Below are 18,241 nucleotides of genomic sequence, written 5' to 3'. Positions count from 1 at the left end.
GCAGATTCTTTAAGGAAGAGAGCAACACGACAGCCATGGCTGAGGCTCAGAACATTCCGGCGGGTTCCACCACCGCCGGCGCGATCGCGGTGGCCGCCGAGTCCACCGTCGCCACCCGGATGAGTGCCCCCCCGTCCTTCGACGTGGCGGACTTCCCCGTGCCCAACGGCCGCGAGGAGGAGTGGCGCTTCACGCCGCTCGCCCGCCTGGGGGGTCTGCACGACGGCACCGCGGTCGCCAACGGCACCATGAAGGCCCAGATCGACGCGCCCGACGTGGTCACGATCGAGTCCGTGGAGCGCGGCGACGCGCGCATCGGCAAGGCCGGCACCCCGGTGGACCGGATCGCCGCCCAGGCGTTCTCGTCCTTCGCCAAGGCCACGGTCGTGACCGTGCCCAAGGAGGCAGTGCTCACCGAGCCCGTGCGCGTCACGCTGCACGGCGAGGGCGGCACCACCTTCGGCCACACCGTCTTCGACGTGAAGGCCTTCGCCGAGGCCGTCGTGGTCATCGACCACACCGGTGACGGCGTGCGCGCCGCCAACGTGGACTTCCTCGTCGGCGACGGCGCCAAGCTCACCGTGGTCTCCGTGCAGGACTGGGACGACACCGCCGTCCACTGCTCCCAGCACAACGCCCTGATCGGCCGCGACGCGACCTTCAAGTCGATCGTGGTCACCTTCGGCGGAGACGTCGTACGCCTCCACCCGCGCGTGAACTACGCGGGCCCCGGCGGCGAGGCCGAGCTCTTCGGCCTGTACTTCACGGACGCCGGTCAGCACCAGGAGCACCGCCTCCTGGTCGACCACAAGGCCCCGCACTGCAAGTCGAACGTGGTCTACAAGGGCGCGCTCCAGGGCCAGGACGCCCACGCCGTCTGGATCGGTGACGTGCTCATCGAGAAGACCGCCGAGGGCACCGACACCTACGAGATGAACCGCAACCTCGTCCTCACGGACGGCGCGCGGGTCGACTCGGTGCCGAACCTGGAGATCGAGACCGGCGAGATCGTCGGCGCAGGCCACGCCTCCGCGACCGGTCGCTTCGACGACGAGCAGCTCTTCTACCTGCAGTCGCGCGGCATCCCGGCCGACGAGGCCCGCCGCCTGGTCGTGCGCGGCTTCTTCGCCGAGCTCGTCCAGCAGATCGGTGTCGACGACATCGAGGAGCGCCTGCTCGCCAAGATCGAGACCGAGCTTCAGGGTTCCGTCTGATGACTTACGTCAAGGCCTGTGCGCTGAGCGAGCTCGAGGAGAACGCCCCCAAGAGGGTCGAGCTCGACGGCACGCCGGTGTCCATCGTGCGCGCCGAGGGGGAGGTGTTCGCGATCAACGACATCTGCTCGCACGCGAACGTCTCCCTCTCGGAGGGCGAGGTCGAAGACTGCATGATCGAATGCTGGCTGCACGGCTCGGCCTTCGACCTGCGCACCGGCAAGCCGTCCGGCCTGCCCGCGACGCGCCCCGTCCCCGTATACCCCGTAAAGATCGAAGGGGACGACGTGCTCGTCTCCCTCACCCAGGAGTCCTGAGGTATCCATGGCAACGCTTGAAATCCACGACCTGCACGTCTCCGTCGAGGCCGAGAACGGCGCCCGCGAGATCCTCAAGGGCGTCGAGCTCACCATCAAGCAGGGTGAGACGCACGCCATCATGGGTCCGAACGGCTCCGGCAAGTCCACCCTCGCGTACGCGCTGGCCGGTCACCCGAAGTACACCATCACCAAGGGCACCGTGACCCTGGACGGCGAAGACGTCCTGGAGATGTCCGTCGACGAGCGCGCCCGCGCCGGCATGTTCCTCGCGATGCAGTACCCGGTCGAGATCCCCGGCGTCTCGGTCTCCAACTTCCTGCGCACCTCGGCCACCGCGATCCGCGGCGAGGCTCCGAAGCTGCGTACCTGGGTGAAGGAGGTCAAGTCCGCGATGGAGCAGCTCCAGATGGACACGGCCTTCGCCGAGCGCAACGTCAACGAGGGCTTCTCCGGCGGTGAGAAGAAGCGCCACGAGATCCTCCAGCTGGAGCTCCTCAAGCCGAAGATCGCGATCCTCGACGAGACCGACTCCGGCCTCGACGTCGACGCCCTGCGCCAGGTCTCCGAGGGCGTCAACCGCGTCCACGCGACCGGCGACACCGGCACCCTGCTGATCACGCACTACACGCGGATCCTGCGCTACATCAAGCCCGACTTCGTCCACGTCTTCTCCGAGGGCCGCATCGTCGAGTCCGGCGGCGCCGAGCTCGCCGACAAGCTGGAGGCGGAAGGCTACGAGTCCTACAGCACGAAGGGTGGCGCGACCGCGTGACACAGCTGCCTGGCCTCCTCGACATCGAGGCGATCCGCAAGGACTTCCCCCTTCTGGATCGTGTGGTCCACGACGGGAAGAAGATCGTTTACCTGGACAACGCTGCTACCTCGCAGAAGCCGCGCCAGGTGCTCGACGCGCTGAACGAGTACTACGAGCAGCACAACGCCAACGTCCACCGCGGCGTGCACGTGCTCGCCGAGGAGGCCACGGCGCTGTACGAGGGCGCTCGCGACAAGGTCGCCGCCTTCATCAACGCGCCGAGCCGCAACGAGGTGATCTTCACCAAGAACGCCTCGGAGTCGCTCAACCTGGTCGCGAACATGCTCGGCTGGGCGGACGAGCCCTACCGGGTCGACCGCGAGACCGAGATCGCCATCACGGAGATGGAGCACCACTCCAACATCGTCCCGTGGCAGCTGCTCTCGCAGCGCACCGGCGCGAAGCTGAAGTGGTTCGGCCTCACCGACGACGGCCGGCTCGACCTGTCCAACATCGAAGAGGTCATCACGGAGAAGACGAAGATCGTCTCCTTCACGCTGGTCTCCAACATCATGGGCACGGTCAACCCGACCGAGGCCATCGTCCGGCGCGCGCAGGAGGTCGGCGCGCTGGTGCTGATCGACGCCTCGCAGGCCGCTCCGCACATGCCGCTCGACGTGCAGGCGCTCGGCGCCGACTTCGTGGCCTTCACCGGCCACAAGATGTGCGGCCCGACCGGCATCGGCGTCCTCTGGGGCCGCCAGGAGCTGCTCGAGGACCTGCCGCCCTTCCTGGGCGGCGGCGAGATGATCGAAACCGTCTCGATGCACTCCTCGACGTACGCCCCGGCGCCCCACAAGTTCGAGGCCGGTACGCCCCCGATCGCCCAGGCCGTCGGCCTCGGCGCGGCCGTGGACTACCTGACCGCGATCGGCATGGACAAGATCGCCGCGCACGAGCACGCGATCACCGAGTACGCGATCAAGCGCCTCGCGGAGGTCCCGGACCTGCGCATCATCGGCCCGACCACGGCCGAGGACCGCGGCGCCGCGATCTCGTTCACGCTCGGTGACATCCACCCGCACGACGTCGGCCAGGTACTGGACGAGCAGGGCATCGCGGTCCGCGTGGGACACCACTGCGCCCGCCCGGTCTGCCTCCGGTACGGAATTCCGGCGACGACGCGAGCGTCTTTCTACCTGTACTCCTCTCCGGCCGAGGTCGACGCACTGATCGACGGGCTGGAGCACGTACGGAACTTCTTCGGATAAGACGAAGCGACGAAGGCGACGAGGGCGCAGTGAAGCTGGAATCCATGTACCAGGAACTGATCCTGGACCACTACAAGCACCCGCGCGGGCGTGGCCTGCGCGACGGCGACGCCGAGGTGCACCACGTCAATCCGACGTGCGGTGACGAGATCACCCTGCGCGTGAAGTACGACGGCGAGACCCTCACGGACATCTCGTACGAGGGCCAGGGCTGCTCCATCAGCCAGGCCGGCGCGTCGATACTGAACGAGCTGCTCGTCGGCAAGGAGCTGGGCGAGGCGCGGAAGATCCAGGAAGTCTTCCTGGAGCTGATGCAGTCCAAGGGAAAGCTGGAGCCCGACGAGGCCATGGAGGAGGTGCTGGAGGACGCGGTCGCGTTCGCCGGCGTCTCCAAGTACCCGGCCCGGGTGAAGTGCGCCCTGCTGAGCTGGATGGCGTGGAAGGACGCGACCGCCCAGGCACTGGGCGACGCCGAGAGGAAGACGGCATGACCGAGAACGCGACGCCCGAGGCGTCCATCAAGCCGGCCACCGAGGAAGAGGTCCGCGAGGCCCTCTACGACGTGGTCGACCCCGAGCTGGGCATCGACGTCGTCAACCTGGGCCTGATCTACGGGATCCACGTCGACGACGCGAACATCGCGACCCTCGACATGACCCTCACCTCGGCGGCCTGCCCGCTGACGGACGTCATCGAGGACCAGGCGAAGTCGGCTACGGACGGCATCGTCAGCGAACTGCGCATCAACTGGGTCTGGATGCCGCCGTGGGGCCCGGACAAGATCACCGACGACGGCCGCGAGCAGCTGCGCGCGCTCGGATTCAACGTCTGATCGACGCCCATCCCCGCAAGACCCCGCACGACGGCCGTCCGACGGCCGAGTGAACGCAGGACCCCCGGCACGGGTGTGCCGGGGGTCCTCTGTTTTCCCGGCGGACGGGCCGCGTGCACCGGGAGTTGGCCACGGTGGCCGAATCTTCTCGACGGCCGTCACGACGTGACGGCGCACACGAGAGGACTCTCCGTTGACCGTTCGCCTGTCGCCGGCACGCCGCCTCGGTGCCGTGGGAGCCGCCGGGGCCGCCGCCCTGCTCGCCGCGGGACTGACCGCGCCCGCCCACGCCGCCCAGGAAACCGCCGCCGAACCGACCATCGCGCTCTCCGCCGGCTACCTGTCCGGGGCCGTCGGCGCGATCGGCGACCCGGGCGTCACCGTGGACATCGCCCAGGAGGGCATGCCCGCCGCCTTCCTCAAGGTCGAGGTCCTCTCCTCCAGCAACCCGGCGGTCGCCGGGCCCGGCGACGTGCGCATCGCGCGGACCTGGGAGGGCGACCGCGAGCTGACCGTCCGCCCGCGGGCCCAGGGCTACACCGACCTGACCCTCCGGGTGACCGGCCGCGGCGGCAGGACGGCCACGACCACCCTCTCCTACGCCGCTTCGGCGCGGGTGGCCACCGGCGCCCTCACCACCCGCTACCTCACGGGCTCCGCCGACTCCTCGGCCGCCGTGGACGTCGGCGACGGCTACGCGCTGGTGGCCGACGACGAGACCAACGTGCTGCGCCTGTACGACCGGTCCCGCTCGGGCGCCCCCGTGAAGACCTGGGACCTCGGCCCCGCGCTCGGCATCAAGAAGGAAGCCGACGTAGAGGCGGCAGCCCGCGTCGGCGACACCGTCTACTGGACGGGCTCGCTCGGCAACAACAAGGACGGCAAGTACAAGGCCGAGCGCAACACCGTCTTCACCACCCGGCTCACCGGGACGGGCGCCGACACCGAGATGGTCTTCGGTTCCGCCTACAAGGGCCTGCGCGAGGACCTGATCGCCTGGGACACGGCGAACGGGAACCGCTACGGCTTCACGGCGGGCACGGCGGCCGGCCGGATCCCCAAGAGCATCGACGGGTTCAATGTGGAGGGCCTGGAGTTCGCCCCGGGTTCCACCACCACCGCCTACCTGGGCTTCCGCGCCCCGCTGGCGCCCGCCGTCCCCGGCGGCAAGGCACTGGTGGTGACCGTCACCAACATCGACCAGGTCGTGGCCGGCGCGGCCGAGCCGGTCTTCGGCGAGGCGATCGAGATGGACCTCGGCGGGCTCGCGATCCGTGACATCCGCAAGAACGCCGCCGACCAGTACCTGATCCTGGCCGGCTCCTGGGCCGCGGACGACAACTCCGACCCCTACGCCCTCTACCAGTGGGACGGCGTCCCGGGCCACGCCCCGGTCAAGCGGACCGACCTGCCGACCACCGACCCCGGCGGCTGGGAAGCCGTGGTCTCCGTACCCGACCTGCGGTTCCCCGGCGCCCGCGTCCAGCTGATCACCGACAGCGGCTCCGCCGACCTGTACGGGGACGGCGGCGAAGCCAAGGACCTCGACCACCCGGAGTGGAAGAAGTCCCGGTCCGGATGGTTCGCGCTCGGCCCGATTCGCGGAGGTCACCGATGAACACGCAGCATGGGAAGACGATGAAGACGACGTATCTCGGGGCCGCCGGCATCGCCGCGCTGCTGATCGCCGCCACGACGATGCCCGCGCAGGCGGTGACGTACGGCACGCCCACCATCGCGCTGTCCGCCTCCTACCTGTCCGGGGCCGTCGGCGCGACGGGCGACCCGACGGTGAACGTGACCGTGGCGCAGAGCGGCGCGGACGTCTCCGCGCTCACCGTCAGCGCCTCCGCGTCCAGCAAGGCCTCGGTCGCCGGCACGGGGGACGTGAGCGTCACCGGGACCGGTGCGGTACGGCAGCTGGCCGTGACCGCGCGCGGCCGCGGCTACACCAACCTCACCGTGAAGGTGACCGGGCTGGGCGGCAAGACCGCCACCAAGACGCTGTACTTCGCCGCTTCCGCCGCGGTGCAGAACCCGGCCGACGCGCGCTACTTCACCGGTGCCTCCGACTCCTCGGCCGCCGTGGACGTCGGCGGCGGCTACACGGTGGTCGCCGACGACGAGAGCAACGTGCTGCGCCTGTACGACCGGGCGGGCTCCGCGGCCCCGGTCAGGACCTGGGACTTCAGCTCGCAGCTCGGCGTCACCAAGGAGGTGGACATCGAGGGCGCGACCCTGATCGGCAACACCGTCTACTGGACGGGCTCGCTGGGCAACAACAAGGACGGCGAGTACAAGGCGCCCCGCAACACGGTGTTCACCACCACGCTGAGCGGCTCCGGAGCCACCGCGCAGCTCGCGTACGGGCGTTCGTACAAGAAGCTCCGCGAGGACCTGGTCGCCTGGGACACGGCGAACGGCAACCGCTACGGCTTCGCCGCCGGTACGGCCGCCGGTGAGGCGCCGAAGCAGATCGACGGGTTCAACGTGGAGGGCCTGGAGTTCGCCCCGGGTTCCACCACCACCGCCTACCTGGGCTTCCGTGCCCCGCTGGCCCCGGCGGTCATCGGCGGCAAGGCGCTGGTCATGCCGGTGACCAACTTCGACAAGGTGATCTCCAGCGGGACCAAGGCCACCTTCGGCGCCGGCATCGAGCTCGACCTCGGCGGGCTCGCGATCCGTGACATCCGCAAGAACGCCGCCGACCAGTACCTGATCCTCGCCGGCTCCTGGGCCGCGGACGACAACTCCGACCCCTACGCCCTCTACCAGTGGGACGGGATCGCGGGCCACGCCCCGGTCAAGCGTGCCGACCTGCCGACCACCGACCCCGGCGGCTGGGAGGCCATCGTGGCGGTTCCCGACCTGTCGGTCGCGGGCGCGCGGGTGCAGCTGATCACCGACAGCGGCTCCGCCGATCTGTACGGGGACGGCACCGAGGCCAAGGACCTCACCCACCCGGAGTGGAAGAAGTCCCGCGCGGCCTGGTTCACGCTGAACTGAGCTCCCCTGATTGCGCCGACTGCCTGGTGAGCTCTGCCGCCAGGTCCTCGCGGCGCAACCGCCGGTCTGCGTAGAGCAGGCCGGCGGTGAGCTGTGGGAAGCAGAGCAGCAGCGTCTGCGCGACCATCCCGCCGAGTGCGGTGAGGATCGCGTGCACCAAGCCGCCGTCCACCGCCGGGATCAGGCTGAGCGCCCCGGCGAACGCGAAGGGCAGCTGGACGGCGTACGCCGCTGCGAGCGCGATCGCGGCGGCGAGGGCGGTGAGGCCGAGCGTGCGCCACCAGGCCCCGCGCACCAGGCGGGCCGAGCGGCGCAGGGCGGCGAGCGGGCCCAGAGTCTCGTGGACGGCGACCGTGGGCGCGAGCGCGAACAGGACCCCGGGCACGAGCGCCGCCGGCAGGGTGGCCGCCGCCAGGAGCGGGGGCAGCCCGGCGGCCAGGACGGCGGCGCCCGGTCCGGCCACGGCGCCGAGAACCAGGAGCTGGGTGCCGAGGACCGCCGCGAAGCGGGGGCGGGCGGCGCGCAGCAGCGTACGGGCCGTGGCGGGGCGGCCGAGTACCGCCGGGCGGAGCACGGCCCCCGTCAGGGCGGAGGCCAGGGCGCAGGTCAGCAGGGTGGCCAGGGCCGCCGCGGGTACGAGGGCGGCGACGGGCCGGGCGTCCAGCGCGAGGGCCGCCGCGGCGGCCGCGGCGACCAGCAGCAGGGCGCAGAGCTGGCCGAGGAGCATGGCGGTGGCGAGGCGGACCCCGTACCGGGCGAGGGCGGCGAAGGCGCCGCCGAGTATCTCGCCGGGGGTGAGCGGCCGCAGGGATACCACCCCGGGCCGGGGAGGCTGCGGGGGCAGCCAGCCGCCGCTCCAGGGGGTCCACGGCCCTGCCGGCTGCCGGCTGTCGTGCTGCGTTCCGTGCCGAGTCCCGCGCCACGTCCCGTGCTGGGCCATGCGGATCTCCCGTCCCCCGGTGCGCGCGCCTCGGTGCCGCGGCGCGGACACCGTAGCGGCCGGAGCCGGGGAAGTCCCGGGGACACGCTGATATGTACGAGCGTCCATAACGATGTGTACAGTCGTACGCATGCCCTACATACTGCTCGCCGCCGCGATCGTCGCAGAGGTCGCCGGAACCACCGCCATGAAGTTCAGCGAGGGCTTCACGAAGCTGTGGCCCTCGCTGATCACGCTGGTGGGCTACGTCATCGCCTTCACGCTGCTCGCGCAGACGCTGAAGTCGATGTCGGTCGGGACGGCGTACGCGATCTGGGCGGGCGTGGGCACGGCGGCGATCGCCGCGATCGGCATGATCTTCATGGGGGAGGCGGCGACGGCCGCGAAGATCGGCGGTATCGCGCTGGTGATCGCCGGGGTCGTGCTGCTGAACCTCGGGGGGACGACGCACTGACGCCGGTGGTGGCGCCGGCCCTGCGCGCTCCCTGTGTACTGTCGTACGCATGCCTTGTCAGCCGCCCGCCGCCCGTGTGACGGGAGCCGTCCGCTGATGGCCGGCTCGGTGCGCCGCTACGACCCGGACCGGCGGGGCCGGATCATCGACGCGGCGATCCGGGTGGTGGGCGCCCGGGGCATCGCGGGGCTCAGCCACCGCAGCGTGGCCGCGGAGGCCGACGTACCGCTCGGCTCCACGACGTACCACTTCAAGAGCCTGGACGACCTGCTGGTCGCGGCGCTGAGGCAGGCCAACGAGGGCTTCGCCCGGGCGGTGGCGGACTCACCGGCGCTGGCCGATCCGGGCGCGGACCTGGCGGGCGCCCTGGCCGTCCTGCTGGGCGAGTTCCTGGGGGCGGACCGGGCGCGGGCGGAGCTGGAGTACGAGCTCTACCTGGCCGCCCTGCGCCGCCCGGTGCTGCGCCCCGTGGCGGCCGAATGGTGCGAGGCCGTCTCCGTCGCCCTGTCCGGCCGGGTGGACCCGGCGACGGCGCGGGCGCTGGTGGCGGTGATGGACGGGATCAGCCTGCAGGTCCTGCTGGCGGGGGCGGAGTACGACGAGGCGTACGCCCGCGAGATCCTGCGGCGGGTGCTGCGGGTCTGACCCGGCAGGGTCTGGTGGTGGCCGGGCTTGAGGGCGGCGGGCCTGACGGCGGCCGGGCCTGACGGCGGCCGGGCCCGGGGCGCGGCCCCGACGCCCGGCCCCCGACCCCCGGCGGGCTATGCGCCGCGGACCGCCGCGAGGGCGGCGGGCCACGCTCGCCTCGCTGCAGGGATTCAAGGACGTACCGAGGGTTGTGTGGCTGCTGGCTGCGGGGATCCTCGTCAACGCCGTCGTCAGCTTCACCTTCGTCTTCGTCTTCCTCTACCTGACCGGCCCGCGCGGCCTGGGCGCCGCCCAGGCGGGCCTGATCGTCGGCATCGGCGGCGTCGGGCTGGTCGCCGGGAGCTTCACCGGCGGCTGGTACGGCGACCGCTTCGGCCACCGCCGGGTGCTGCTCACCGCCTCCGCGCTCGGCGGAGTCGCCCTCGTCGCCCTGCCGGTGGTCTCCACCGGCCTGCTGGTCCTCGTCCTGCCGCTCGCGCAGTACGCCTCCGGGGTGGTCCGCGCCGCCAACTCCGCGCTGGTCGCCGGCACCGTGCCGGAAGGCTCCCGGCGCCAGGCCTTCGTGCTCACCCGCTTCATGTCCAACGCCGGCTTCGCGGTGGGCTCACCCATCGGGGCCCTCATCGCGACCGGGCTCTCCTACGACTGGCTCTTCGTCGCGGACGGCCTCGGCACGCTCTTCTTCGCCCTCTGGACCGCCCGGGTCGTCCCGGCCCGGGCAGCCACCAGGCCTCCCGCGGCCCCGGACGGGGGTCAGGGCCGCGGGGGCCTGTGGCGCGAGCTGCGCGCGCGGCCCGCCGCCCTCGCCCTGCGCCGGCGCTCCCCGCTGCACATCATCAGCACCGGGCTCGTGCTGGTGGGCGGCGGCTACGCGATGCCGGCGCTCGGAGTGGGCGTCCTGACCGCGGTCGCGATGATGCTGCTGCTCACCCTCGGCGAGATCCTCTACAAGACCACCGCCACGGCGTACGTCGCGGACGAGCCGCCCGAGCACGCCATCGGCCGGTTCCAGAGCCTCTACGCGGGCGTTTCCGTCAGCGGTGTCGTCCTCGCCGCGCCCCTCGGCGGAGCCCTGTACGACGCCGCGCCGGGCCTGCTGTGGCCGCTGTGCGCGGTACTCGGCGCAGCCGCGGGCGGGACCGTCCTGGTCATGGGCTCGCGCGGGACGCGGCGACGCGAGCGCCCGGCACATGAGACCGGTTCGCGACCGCGGGCCGTCGCCGGTTAGGTTTCGGGCATGACTGCTACGCGTACCACCGGCGCCGTCGCCGCCGGACTTGCCACCATCGCCGCCGACGGCACCGTCCTCGACACCTGGTTCCCCGCCCCCCAGCTGGTCGCCGAGCCCGGCCCGGCCGGCACCGAGCGCCTCACCGCCGAACAGGCCGTGGAGCTGCTGGGCGCCACCGCGCCCAAGGCGATCCGCCAGGACGCGGTCCGCGGCGTCGAGGTCGTAGCCGTCCGCACCGTGATCGCCTCCCTGGAGGACAAGCCGCTGGACGCGCACGACGCGTACCTGCGCCTGCACCTGCTCAGCCACCGCCTGGTCAAGCCGCACGGCCAGAACCTGGACGGCGTCTTCGGCCTGCTGGCCAACGTCGCCTGGACCTCGCTGGGCCCGGTCGCGATCGACCAGGTCGAGACGGTCCGCCTGAACGCCCGCGCCGAGGGCCTGCACCTCCAGGTCACCTCGATCGACAAGTTCCCGCGGATGACGGACTACGTCGCCCCCAAGGGCGTGCGCATCGCCGACGCGGACCGGGTCCGCCTCGGTGCGCACCTCGCCGAGGGCACCACCGTCATGCACGAGGGCTTCGTCAACTTCAACGCCGGCACCCTGGGCACCTCCATGGTCGAGGGCCGGATCTCCGCGGGCGTCGTGGTCGGTGACGGCTCCGACATCGGCGGCGGCGCGTCCACCATGGGCACCCTGTCGGGCGGCGGCAAGCAGATCATCTCGATCGGCGAGCGCACCCTGATCGGTGCCGAGGCGGGCGTCGGCATCGCGCTGGGCGACGAGTGCGTCGTCGAGGCGGGCCTGTACGTGACCGCGGGCACTCGCGTCACCCTGCCGGACGGCCAGATCGTCAAGGCGCTGGAGCTCTCGGGCGCCAACAACATCCTCTTCCGCCGCAACTCGGTCTCCGGCGCCGTCGAGGCCCGCCCGTACAAGGCGGCCTGGGGCGGCCTGAACGAGGTCCTCCACAGCCACAACTGACCGATCCCGGTCCCGTCGTACCAGTGCCCTCCCACCCCGACGGGGTGGGAGGGCACCGTGCGTGGTGAGCGCCCTCCCGCCCCGAGCGGGGGAGGGGCTCGCCTACGCGGCTCCGCGCGGCGGCGTCAGCGCAGGGGGATGGTGCGGACCAGGCCGGCGAAGGCCTGCTGCTCCGCCTCGGTCAGTTCCACCGACTCCATCGGGTGGACGGAGACGCCGCGCTGGGCCGGGATGATCGAGAGGCCTTCGAAGGCGCCTGGCTCCGGGTGGTGGAAACGGCTGTCCCACAGCATGTGGCCGAGGCCGATCAGCCAGACGGCGGCGGCCACGAGCAGGACGGCGATGCCGATTTCCTGAGCGAGGGAGATGGAGGGGAACACGCGGTCCTCCAAAGGAGTGCTGGAGTGCGGTACAAGATCGGGCGTGGGGACACTCAACACCAGAACCGCCCGAATGGGTAGGGATGTGCTGAGCGTCACGCCAGGGCCAAAGGTCCCTTCCTTGGCTCCGCCGGCCCGTCCCACCGCCGGTCCCGGTCAGGCCAGCGGCAGCTTGAAGCCCTCGTGGCTCCGGGCGTAGCCCAACCGCTCGTAGAAGCGGTGCGCGGCGGTGCGCCGCTTGTTGCTGGTGAGCTGCATCAGGCCGCAGCCGCGCTCGCGGGCCCGGTCCGCGGCCAGCTCCATCAGGCGGGCCCCGAGCCCCCCGCCCCGCCGGTCCGCGCGGATCCGTACGGCCTCCACGAGGGCCCGCTCCCGCCCGCCCTGGCCGAGTCCGGGAACGTACGTCAGCTGCAGGCAGCCGAGGAGGAGCCCGTCCTCCTCCAGGACCAGCATTTCGTTGCGCGGGTCCGCCTCGATCGCGGCGAAGGCCAGCTCGTGGGCCTCGGAGACCGGCTCGGAGACCGGTTCGGGAGCGGGAGCCCCGGCCTGGACCCCGGCCGCGGCCGGGTCGTCGTCCTGAGCCAGCAGGGCGAGTACGGCGGGCAGGTCCTGACGCCTTGCGGTGCGGAAGATCATGCCGGGATCATGCCAAAGGGGCCGGGCGGCGGTGCGGCCCGGCCCCTTCGGCGCCGCCGCTACGGGCGGAAGCGCACGACCTGCGGGTCGTGGTCGCTGTTCTGGTCCGCGAACTCCGCGTTGATGTGCACGCTGTCGTAGGTGAACTGCTTGATGCCCGGGCTCGTCAGGATCTGGTCGAGGACCTGCGAGTTGCCCTGGTAGACGTACGAGTAGCGCTCCGGCCTCGGCAGCGACTTGATCGCCGCGTACAGCGCCCCGCCGTCCTCCAGCGCCTTCGTCGTGTCCGAGAACTCGAAGTCGTTGATGTCGCCGACCACGAGGACGGCGGCCTTCTTCTCGACCGCCAGGATGTCCTTCACGAAGCCGTTCACGGCCTGCGCCTGCAGCAGCCGCTTGGCCTCGGAGGAGCGCACCGGAGGCTGGGTCGAGGAGGTCAGGCCCTGGTCGCCGCCCTTCGAGCCGAAGTGGTTGGCGATCACGAAGACGGTCTTGCCGCGGAAGACGAACTCGCCGGCCAGCGGCTTGCGGCTGTCGACCCACGCCGGGTTCGCCGGGTCGATCCGGCCCGGGGAGTGGGTCAGGGCGGCCTTGCCGTTCTCCTTGACCACGACGGTCGCCGTCACGGCGTCGCCCGGGGCGCGCTCGGTGAAGGAGACCCGCGCCGGGTTGAAGAGGAACACCTGGCGGATGTTGCCGCCGGGCTCGCCGCCGTCCTTCTTGTCCTCCGGGTCGACGGTCTGCCACTGGTAGGCCGGGCCGCCGGCCGCCGCGATGGCCGCGGTGAACTTCGTCAGGGTGGCCTCGGCCGAGACCGTGCCGTCGTTCTTGGCGCCGTTGTCGTCCTGGATCTCCTCCAGGGCGAGGATGTCGGGGGAGGCGAGGTTCTCGACGACGGCCTTCGCCAGGTTGTCGAACTTCTCCTGCGGGTCGGACGGGTCGAGGTTCTCGACGTTGTACGTGGCGACCGCGAGTTCCTTCTCGGCCTGCGGCTTGGTCTTCTCCGGGGCGAGGGTGCCCGCCGTGACCGTGCCGAGGGTGCGGGCCACCAGGGTGTAGCCGCCGAACTGGTTGAAGTCCAGCGGGCCTTCGGTGCGGCCGGTCAGCTTGTCGCCGACGTTGGCCACCGGGAACGGCTGCTGCGCGAGGGGCGCGAGCTGCTGGATCTGGAGGCGGCCGGTGTTCTGGGACTCGTACGAGCCGTAGAGCGTGCCGCCGCGCTTGGTGTTGTTCTCCCAGCCCTTCACGGTCACCCACAGCTCCGCGTACGGGTCGGTGGCGCCGACCACGCGCGAAGTGCCGATCGCGATGTTCATGCCCTCAAGGGACTCGTAGTAGTCCAGGGCGTAGCGCGAGGGCTCCAGGGTCAGGCCGTTGACGCTGCCGGCGGCGGCCGGGTCGCCCTCCGGGGCGTACGCGCAGGGGACCGAGTACTCGTTGACGGCGGTGGCCTCGGGGACGGCGTTGCCGGAGGAGACCACGGTCACGACGGGCTTGGAGATCTGGGTGACCGACTGGTTGCCGGAGGAGACGCCGCCGGGGATGTACTCGCCGACGAGGCCGGAGACGGTGACGGCGTCGCCGACGGCGACGGTCGGGACCGAGCTGGTGAAGACGAACACGCCCTCGCTGGTGGCGTCGTCGTCGTCCGTGTCCGGGTCCTGGATCCAGAAGCCGCGCGAACCGTACGTGCGAACGCCCGTGACGACGCCCGCGACACCGGCGACCTGCTTGCCGACCAGCGGGGATATCCGGGTGGTGCCCTGGATGTCGTGGATGCGTATCGGATCGGCGGACGCGGCGCCTTCGGCCGCGTCGGCGGTGCCCGCGAGCAGGCCGGTGGCCAGCGCGGTGGCGACGAGGGCCGCGACGGCGGCGGAACGGGGATGCGAGGAGCGCATGGGCGGGAACTCCGGTGTGTGGAGGAGGAAGCAGATATCTACGCGCGTCAATTTCCTTCGTGCCCGGCAAAGTTGTCAAGCCCTACAGGGAAGACAGAGGTTGACTGTGGGATGAACCAAAGGGGAGGGGCCGCCGGGACCGCCCGAAATGCGTCTACTCTGGGGCGCCGTAGACCACCGCACCACGCGTATCCGGCCCGCGCGAACCGCGCGCGCCCGAACATCCCGTACCTGAACACCCCGTACCTGAACATCTCGTACCTGAACATCCCGTGCCCGAACACCCCGTGCCCGCGAGGAGAACCGTCCCATGCCCGCAGACTCGCACCCCACGCTGCCGCCGGTACGGCTGCTCCCCGACGCGGAGCTGGCCCGCGACGCCCTGGCCGCCCCGCTGTTCGCCCGCGCCGTGCGCCTCGCCCGCTGGGCCGGACCGGACACCCGCGTGGACACCGGTGGCGAGCTCGTCCCCGGGCAACTGCCCGAAGCCGTGGCCCTGCTGGGCCTCGACCCCGCCGACGAGGACTCCGCCGCCCATGCGAGCCAGGCCTGGCGGGTGGCCGTCGACACCGGCCTCGTCGACGTCACCGAACCGGAGGAGGGCGGCTCCGCGGACGGGGAAGCGGACGGGGAGGAGGGGGAGTTCGGCACCGCTGAGCCCGGTGAGGACCTGGCGCTGGTGACCGGCGGAACCCCCGGCGACGTGCTCGACCTGTGGCTGGCCGCCCTGGACACCGTGCTCGCGGACGCGGCGGTGCCCGCCCTGGACGACCTGGTGGACGCCCTCGACGCGGGTGGCGAGATCGACTTCGACCAGCTCGACTGGAACCCGCGCCGCGAGGCCGACTTCCTCGACGGGGTCCTCGCCAACCTCTACCTGCTCACCGTCGCCGAAGGCGGCACGGCCGAGGGCCCGGTGCCGCTGCCGGTGCTCGCCGCCTCGATGGTGGTGCCGGACGACATGGGCGACCCCACCGACGCCGTACTGGAACAGGTCTCGGACGCGATGATGCGCCTGGACGACCAGTTCCGGCAGCTGGAGCCGATCGGGCTGGTCGAGTTCCGCCCCGTCGACGAGGAGCTGATGGCGGAGGCCGAGGACGAGGAGTTCCTCGCGAGTGCGAGTGCGAGTGCGAGTGCGGGCACCGGCTCCGCTCCCGACGAGGAGGACGTCTCCCGGTACGGGCTGGTCCGGCTGACCCCGCTCGGGCTCTACGGGATCCGCGCGCGCATGCTGGAGGCGGGCGTCGAGGCCCCGGCCGTCGGCGAACTGGCCGACAAGGGCGCGGACGTACTGCTCGACGTGGTCTCCCACTACTCCGAGGCCGCCGCCCAGGCCGAGATCGAGGAATGGCTGGCCGGCCGCCCCGTACCCGAGGCCGCCGCGGAACTGCTCGCCGCGGCGCGCGGCGCCGACGCGGGCGGCCCGCTGCGCCGGCTGCGCTGCCAGCAGGCCCTCGCGCCGGCCGGAGCGGAGGCCGAGCCGGCCGTCCGCGCGGTACTGGACGACGCGGAGCTCGGCGGACTCGCCCGGGTCTGGCTGGCCGAGCGCGGGGTGGCCGACGTACCGGCGCCGGACGAGGAGATGGTGTTCTGGCTGACGGTCGACACGATCGCGGCCCAGCTCGCCACGGGCGGCGGGAGCGGCGGGGGAGCCGAGGGCGGGGAGGGCGCCGAGGCGGAGCTGCCGCTCCTGATCGAATCGCTGACCGCCCATCACGCCGGGTTCTTCGAGCAGGTCTGGCGGGTGGAGCACCCGGCGACGGCCCACGTGCTGGAGGCGATGGGGCGGCTGCACCCCGACAAGAAGGCCGCCAAGGAGGCCCGGAAGGCCGCGTTCAAGGCGCGTTCCCGGGGCGTATGAGGCGTTGGTAACCGGCCGTTCCCGAAAGGGACTCGGCCAACGCGGACACCGGTCAAGGGGTCGGTTCGTTTTTCCGGGTAGTTCAGTCGGCGTTCACGTGCGGGCGGGAGCGTGTGCGCCGACGACCGCACGACAGGCGCACCACCTCCCCACCCCTGGAGACCCGATGCCGCTCAGCCGCAGAGATTTCACCACCCGCACCGCACTCGCGGGTGCGGGAGTCGCGCTCACCGGGACGGTCGGTGCACTCGCCACCGCTCCCGGGGCCCTCGCCGCGGACGACGGCACACTGGACGCCGACCGCGAGCAGGGTCATGGCGACCACGGCCACGGGCACGGTCCCGGCTACGGACCGCTCGTCTCCGACCCGGCCGGCATTCTGGCCCTCCCCGCCGGATTCGCGTACCGCGTGATCACGCACAGCGGTGTCACCGTGCTCGACTCGGGTGAAAGCACCCCGTCCAACCACGACGGCACGGCCGCCTTCGAAGGCCACCGGGGAGTCACCCTCCTCGTCAACAACCACGAGCTGAAGGGCCCGCGCACGAACTGGACGCACCCCGTCCCGCTCGCCGAGGGCCTCGTCTACGACCCGGCCGCGGCCGGTGGCTGCACGGTCGTCGAGGTCCGGCGCGGCGGCGAGGTCGCCGAGTGGGTGGGCATCTCCGGTACGTCGACCAACTGCGCGGGCGGCTCCACCCCCTGGGACACCTGGCTGACCTGCGAGGAGAACTCGGACCTCGCCGGCAAGAACGGGATGACCAAGGACCACGGCTACGTCTTCGAGGTCGACCCGCACGACCGCCGCGCCAACCTCGGCCCGAAGCCGGTCAAGGCGTTCGGGCGCTACGACCACGAGGCCGTGGTCATCGACCCGCGCCAGGGCCACGCCTACCTCACCGAGGACGCCTCCAACCCCAACGGGCTGCTCTTCCGCTGGACCCCGCCGAGCGGCTTCCGCCACGGGCGCGGCAAGCTCCGTACCCTCGCCGACGACGCCGGTGTGCTGGCGGCCGCCAAGTGCTTCGACAGCGCCGGGCTGTTCGTCGACGACCTCTCGCGCGCGACGAAGATCGGGACCACCTACGGGGTGGACTGGGTGCCGGTCCGGGACCGCGATGCGCGCACCGTGGCCGTGCGCAAGCAGTTCGGCGAGGCGGCCGTGACCCGCGCGCGCAAGCTGGAGGGCATGTGGTGGGCCGACGGCGGCGCGTACTTCGTCTCCTCCTACGCCCGTGAGGAGAGCCCGGGCGCGGCCCACGACGGCCAGGTGTGGTTCTACGACCCCAAGCGGCGCACGGTGCGGCTGCAGGTCCTGCTCGGGGTGAACGCCGACCCGTCGGTGGAAGGCGGGTACGACGGCCCGGACAACATCACGGTCTCCCCGTACGGCGGCCTGATCATCGCCGAGGACGGCTCGGGGCTGCAGCACCTCTTCGGCGCGACCGAGTCGGGGCGCACGTACCCGCTGGCCCGCAACGAGATGAACATCGGGACGGCCGAGGAGCCGGAGTACTCGGAGTTCACCGGCATCTGCTTCTCGCCGGACGGGCGGACGCTGTTCGCCAACATCCAGGACCCGGGCGTCATGCTGGCCATCACGGGGCCGTGGCGGCGCCGGCGCTGACCCTCCGGCCGCGGACATGAGCGGTGGACATGAGCGGCGGACATGGGCGGTGGACATGAGAAGAGGGGGGAGGAGGCTTGGGGGAGGGGGGGGTTCCTGTTTGTTCTTTTTTCCTTTTTTTTTTTTTTTTTTTTTGTTGTTTCGTTCTTTCGCGTTGCCAAAACCCCCCCCCCCCC

At 71.6% G+C, this 18,241-nt stretch carries 18 protein-coding genes; 14 read left to right on the top strand and 4 right to left on the bottom strand.

The window, feature by feature from the left end; genetic code table 11:
• The first annotated feature begins 35 nt into the window (after nt 1–35).
• The 8 genes from sufD to ACFWBW_RS08850 all read left to right on the top strand — a co-directional run bounded on the left by sufD (nt 36) and on the right by ACFWBW_RS08850 (nt 7,397).
• Nucleotides 36–1,214, top strand: coding sequence for a Fe-S cluster assembly protein SufD (gene sufD, locus ACFWBW_RS08885; RefSeq protein WP_385369780.1), 1,179 nt, complete (start codon nt 36–38; stop codon nt 1,212–1,214).
• Nucleotides 1,214–1,531, top strand: coding sequence for a bifunctional 3-phenylpropionate/cinnamic acid dioxygenase ferredoxin subunit (locus tag ACFWBW_RS08880; protein WP_250742308.1), 318 nt, complete (start codon nt 1,214–1,216; stop codon nt 1,529–1,531). The genes sufD and ACFWBW_RS08880 overlap by 1 nt, the downstream gene beginning before the upstream one ends.
• Nucleotides 1,532–1,538: 7 nt before the next feature.
• Nucleotides 1,539–2,306 (top strand): Fe-S cluster assembly ATPase SufC, encoded by a 768-nt coding sequence (gene sufC / locus ACFWBW_RS08875; protein WP_266876885.1) that lies wholly within the window; start codon nt 1,539–1,541, stop codon nt 2,304–2,306.
• Complete coding sequence (locus ACFWBW_RS08870; RefSeq protein WP_266876884.1) at nt 2,303–3,559, top strand: cysteine desulfurase; 1,257 nt, start codon at nt 2,303–2,305, stop codon at nt 3,557–3,559. Before sufC ends, ACFWBW_RS08870 begins: the two co-directional genes overlap by 4 nt.
• Nucleotides 3,560–3,588: 29 nt before the next feature.
• Nucleotides 3,589–4,050: a Fe-S cluster assembly sulfur transfer protein SufU gene (gene sufU / locus ACFWBW_RS08865; protein WP_250742305.1), complete on the top strand. Its 462-nt coding sequence runs from the start codon at nt 3,589–3,591 to the stop codon at nt 4,048–4,050.
• Nucleotides 4,047–4,391, top strand: a complete 345-nt coding sequence (locus ACFWBW_RS08860; RefSeq protein ID WP_073913993.1) for a metal-sulfur cluster assembly factor — start codon at nt 4,047–4,049, stop codon at nt 4,389–4,391. Before sufU ends, ACFWBW_RS08860 begins: the two co-directional genes overlap by 4 nt.
• 193 nt (nt 4,392–4,584) lie before the next feature.
• Complete coding sequence (locus ACFWBW_RS08855; RefSeq protein WP_385369777.1) at nt 4,585–6,009, top strand: DUF3616 domain-containing protein; 1,425 nt, start codon at nt 4,585–4,587, stop codon at nt 6,007–6,009.
• Complete coding sequence (locus ACFWBW_RS08850) at nt 6,006–7,397, top strand: DUF3616 domain-containing protein (protein ID WP_385369775.1); 1,392 nt, start codon at nt 6,006–6,008, stop codon at nt 7,395–7,397. The genes ACFWBW_RS08855 and ACFWBW_RS08850 overlap by 4 nt, the downstream gene beginning before the upstream one ends.
• Here the strand turns inward: ACFWBW_RS08850 and ACFWBW_RS08845 are convergent.
• Nucleotides 7,384–8,337, bottom strand: coding sequence for a hypothetical protein (locus ACFWBW_RS08845; RefSeq protein WP_385369774.1), 954 nt, complete (start codon nt 8,335–8,337; stop codon nt 7,384–7,386). The two genes, ACFWBW_RS08850 and ACFWBW_RS08845, sit on opposite strands and share 14 nt — an antisense overlap.
• Before the next feature lie 130 nt (nt 8,338–8,467).
• Here ACFWBW_RS08845 and ACFWBW_RS08840 point away from each other — a divergent pair, with 130 nt between their 5' ends.
• From ACFWBW_RS08840 to dapD, 4 genes are all read left to right on the top strand, one after another.
• Nucleotides 8,468–8,791 (top strand): DMT family transporter, encoded by a 324-nt coding sequence (locus tag ACFWBW_RS08840; RefSeq protein WP_385369772.1) that lies wholly within the window; start codon nt 8,468–8,470, stop codon nt 8,789–8,791.
• 96 nt (nt 8,792–8,887) lie between these two features.
• The gene (locus ACFWBW_RS08835; protein WP_385369770.1) at nt 8,888–9,436 is read left to right on the top strand and encodes a TetR/AcrR family transcriptional regulator; all 549 of its coding nucleotides are present in this window, start codon (nt 8,888–8,890) and stop codon (nt 9,434–9,436) included.
• Nucleotides 9,437–9,554: 118 nt separating this feature from the next.
• The gene (locus ACFWBW_RS08830; protein ID WP_385369768.1) at nt 9,555–10,667 is read left to right on the top strand and encodes an MFS transporter; all 1,113 of its coding nucleotides are present in this window, start codon (nt 9,555–9,557) and stop codon (nt 10,665–10,667) included.
• A 9-nt stretch (nt 10,668–10,676) separates the two neighbouring features.
• Entirely contained in the window at nt 10,677–11,657 is a 981-nt protein-coding gene (gene dapD, locus ACFWBW_RS08825) for a 2,3,4,5-tetrahydropyridine-2,6-dicarboxylate N-succinyltransferase (RefSeq protein ID WP_385369766.1), read from the top strand.
• A gap of 125 nt (nt 11,658–11,782) precedes the next feature.
• Here dapD and ACFWBW_RS08820 read toward each other — a convergent pair whose 3' ends face one another.
• The 3 genes from ACFWBW_RS08820 to ACFWBW_RS08810 form a co-directional block, all read right to left on the bottom strand.
• On the bottom strand, nt 11,783–12,037 hold the full coding sequence (locus tag ACFWBW_RS08820; RefSeq protein ID WP_385369764.1) for a hypothetical protein: 255 nt from the start codon (nt 12,035–12,037) through the stop codon (nt 11,783–11,785).
• 156 nt (nt 12,038–12,193) lie between these two features.
• On the bottom strand, nt 12,194–12,673 hold the full coding sequence (locus ACFWBW_RS08815; protein ID WP_385369762.1) for a GNAT family N-acetyltransferase: 480 nt from the start codon (nt 12,671–12,673) through the stop codon (nt 12,194–12,196).
• 59 nt (nt 12,674–12,732) lie between these two features.
• The gene (locus tag ACFWBW_RS08810) at nt 12,733–14,574 is read right to left on the bottom strand and encodes an endonuclease/exonuclease/phosphatase family protein (RefSeq protein WP_385369761.1); all 1,842 of its coding nucleotides are present in this window, start codon (nt 14,572–14,574) and stop codon (nt 12,733–12,735) included.
• 310 nt (nt 14,575–14,884) lie between these two features.
• Here ACFWBW_RS08810 and ACFWBW_RS08805 point away from each other — a divergent pair, with 310 nt between their 5' ends.
• Complete coding sequence (locus ACFWBW_RS08805) at nt 14,885–16,438, top strand: hypothetical protein (RefSeq protein WP_385369759.1); 1,554 nt, start codon at nt 14,885–14,887, stop codon at nt 16,436–16,438.
• Between the two features lie 166 nt (nt 16,439–16,604).
• The gene (locus ACFWBW_RS08800) at nt 16,605–18,065 is read left to right on the top strand and encodes an alkaline phosphatase PhoX (RefSeq protein WP_385369757.1); all 1,461 of its coding nucleotides are present in this window, start codon (nt 16,605–16,607) and stop codon (nt 18,063–18,065) included.
• Nucleotides 18,066–18,241 lie beyond the last annotated feature (176 nt).

The sequence above is a fragment of the Streptomyces sp. NPDC059957 genome (genome assembly GCF_042730015.1).
Lineage (GTDB): Bacteria > Actinomycetota > Actinomycetes > Streptomycetales > Streptomycetaceae > Streptomyces.
Note: the sequence above shows the minus strand (reverse complement) of the source record. Positions and strands in the feature narration are given on the sequence as shown.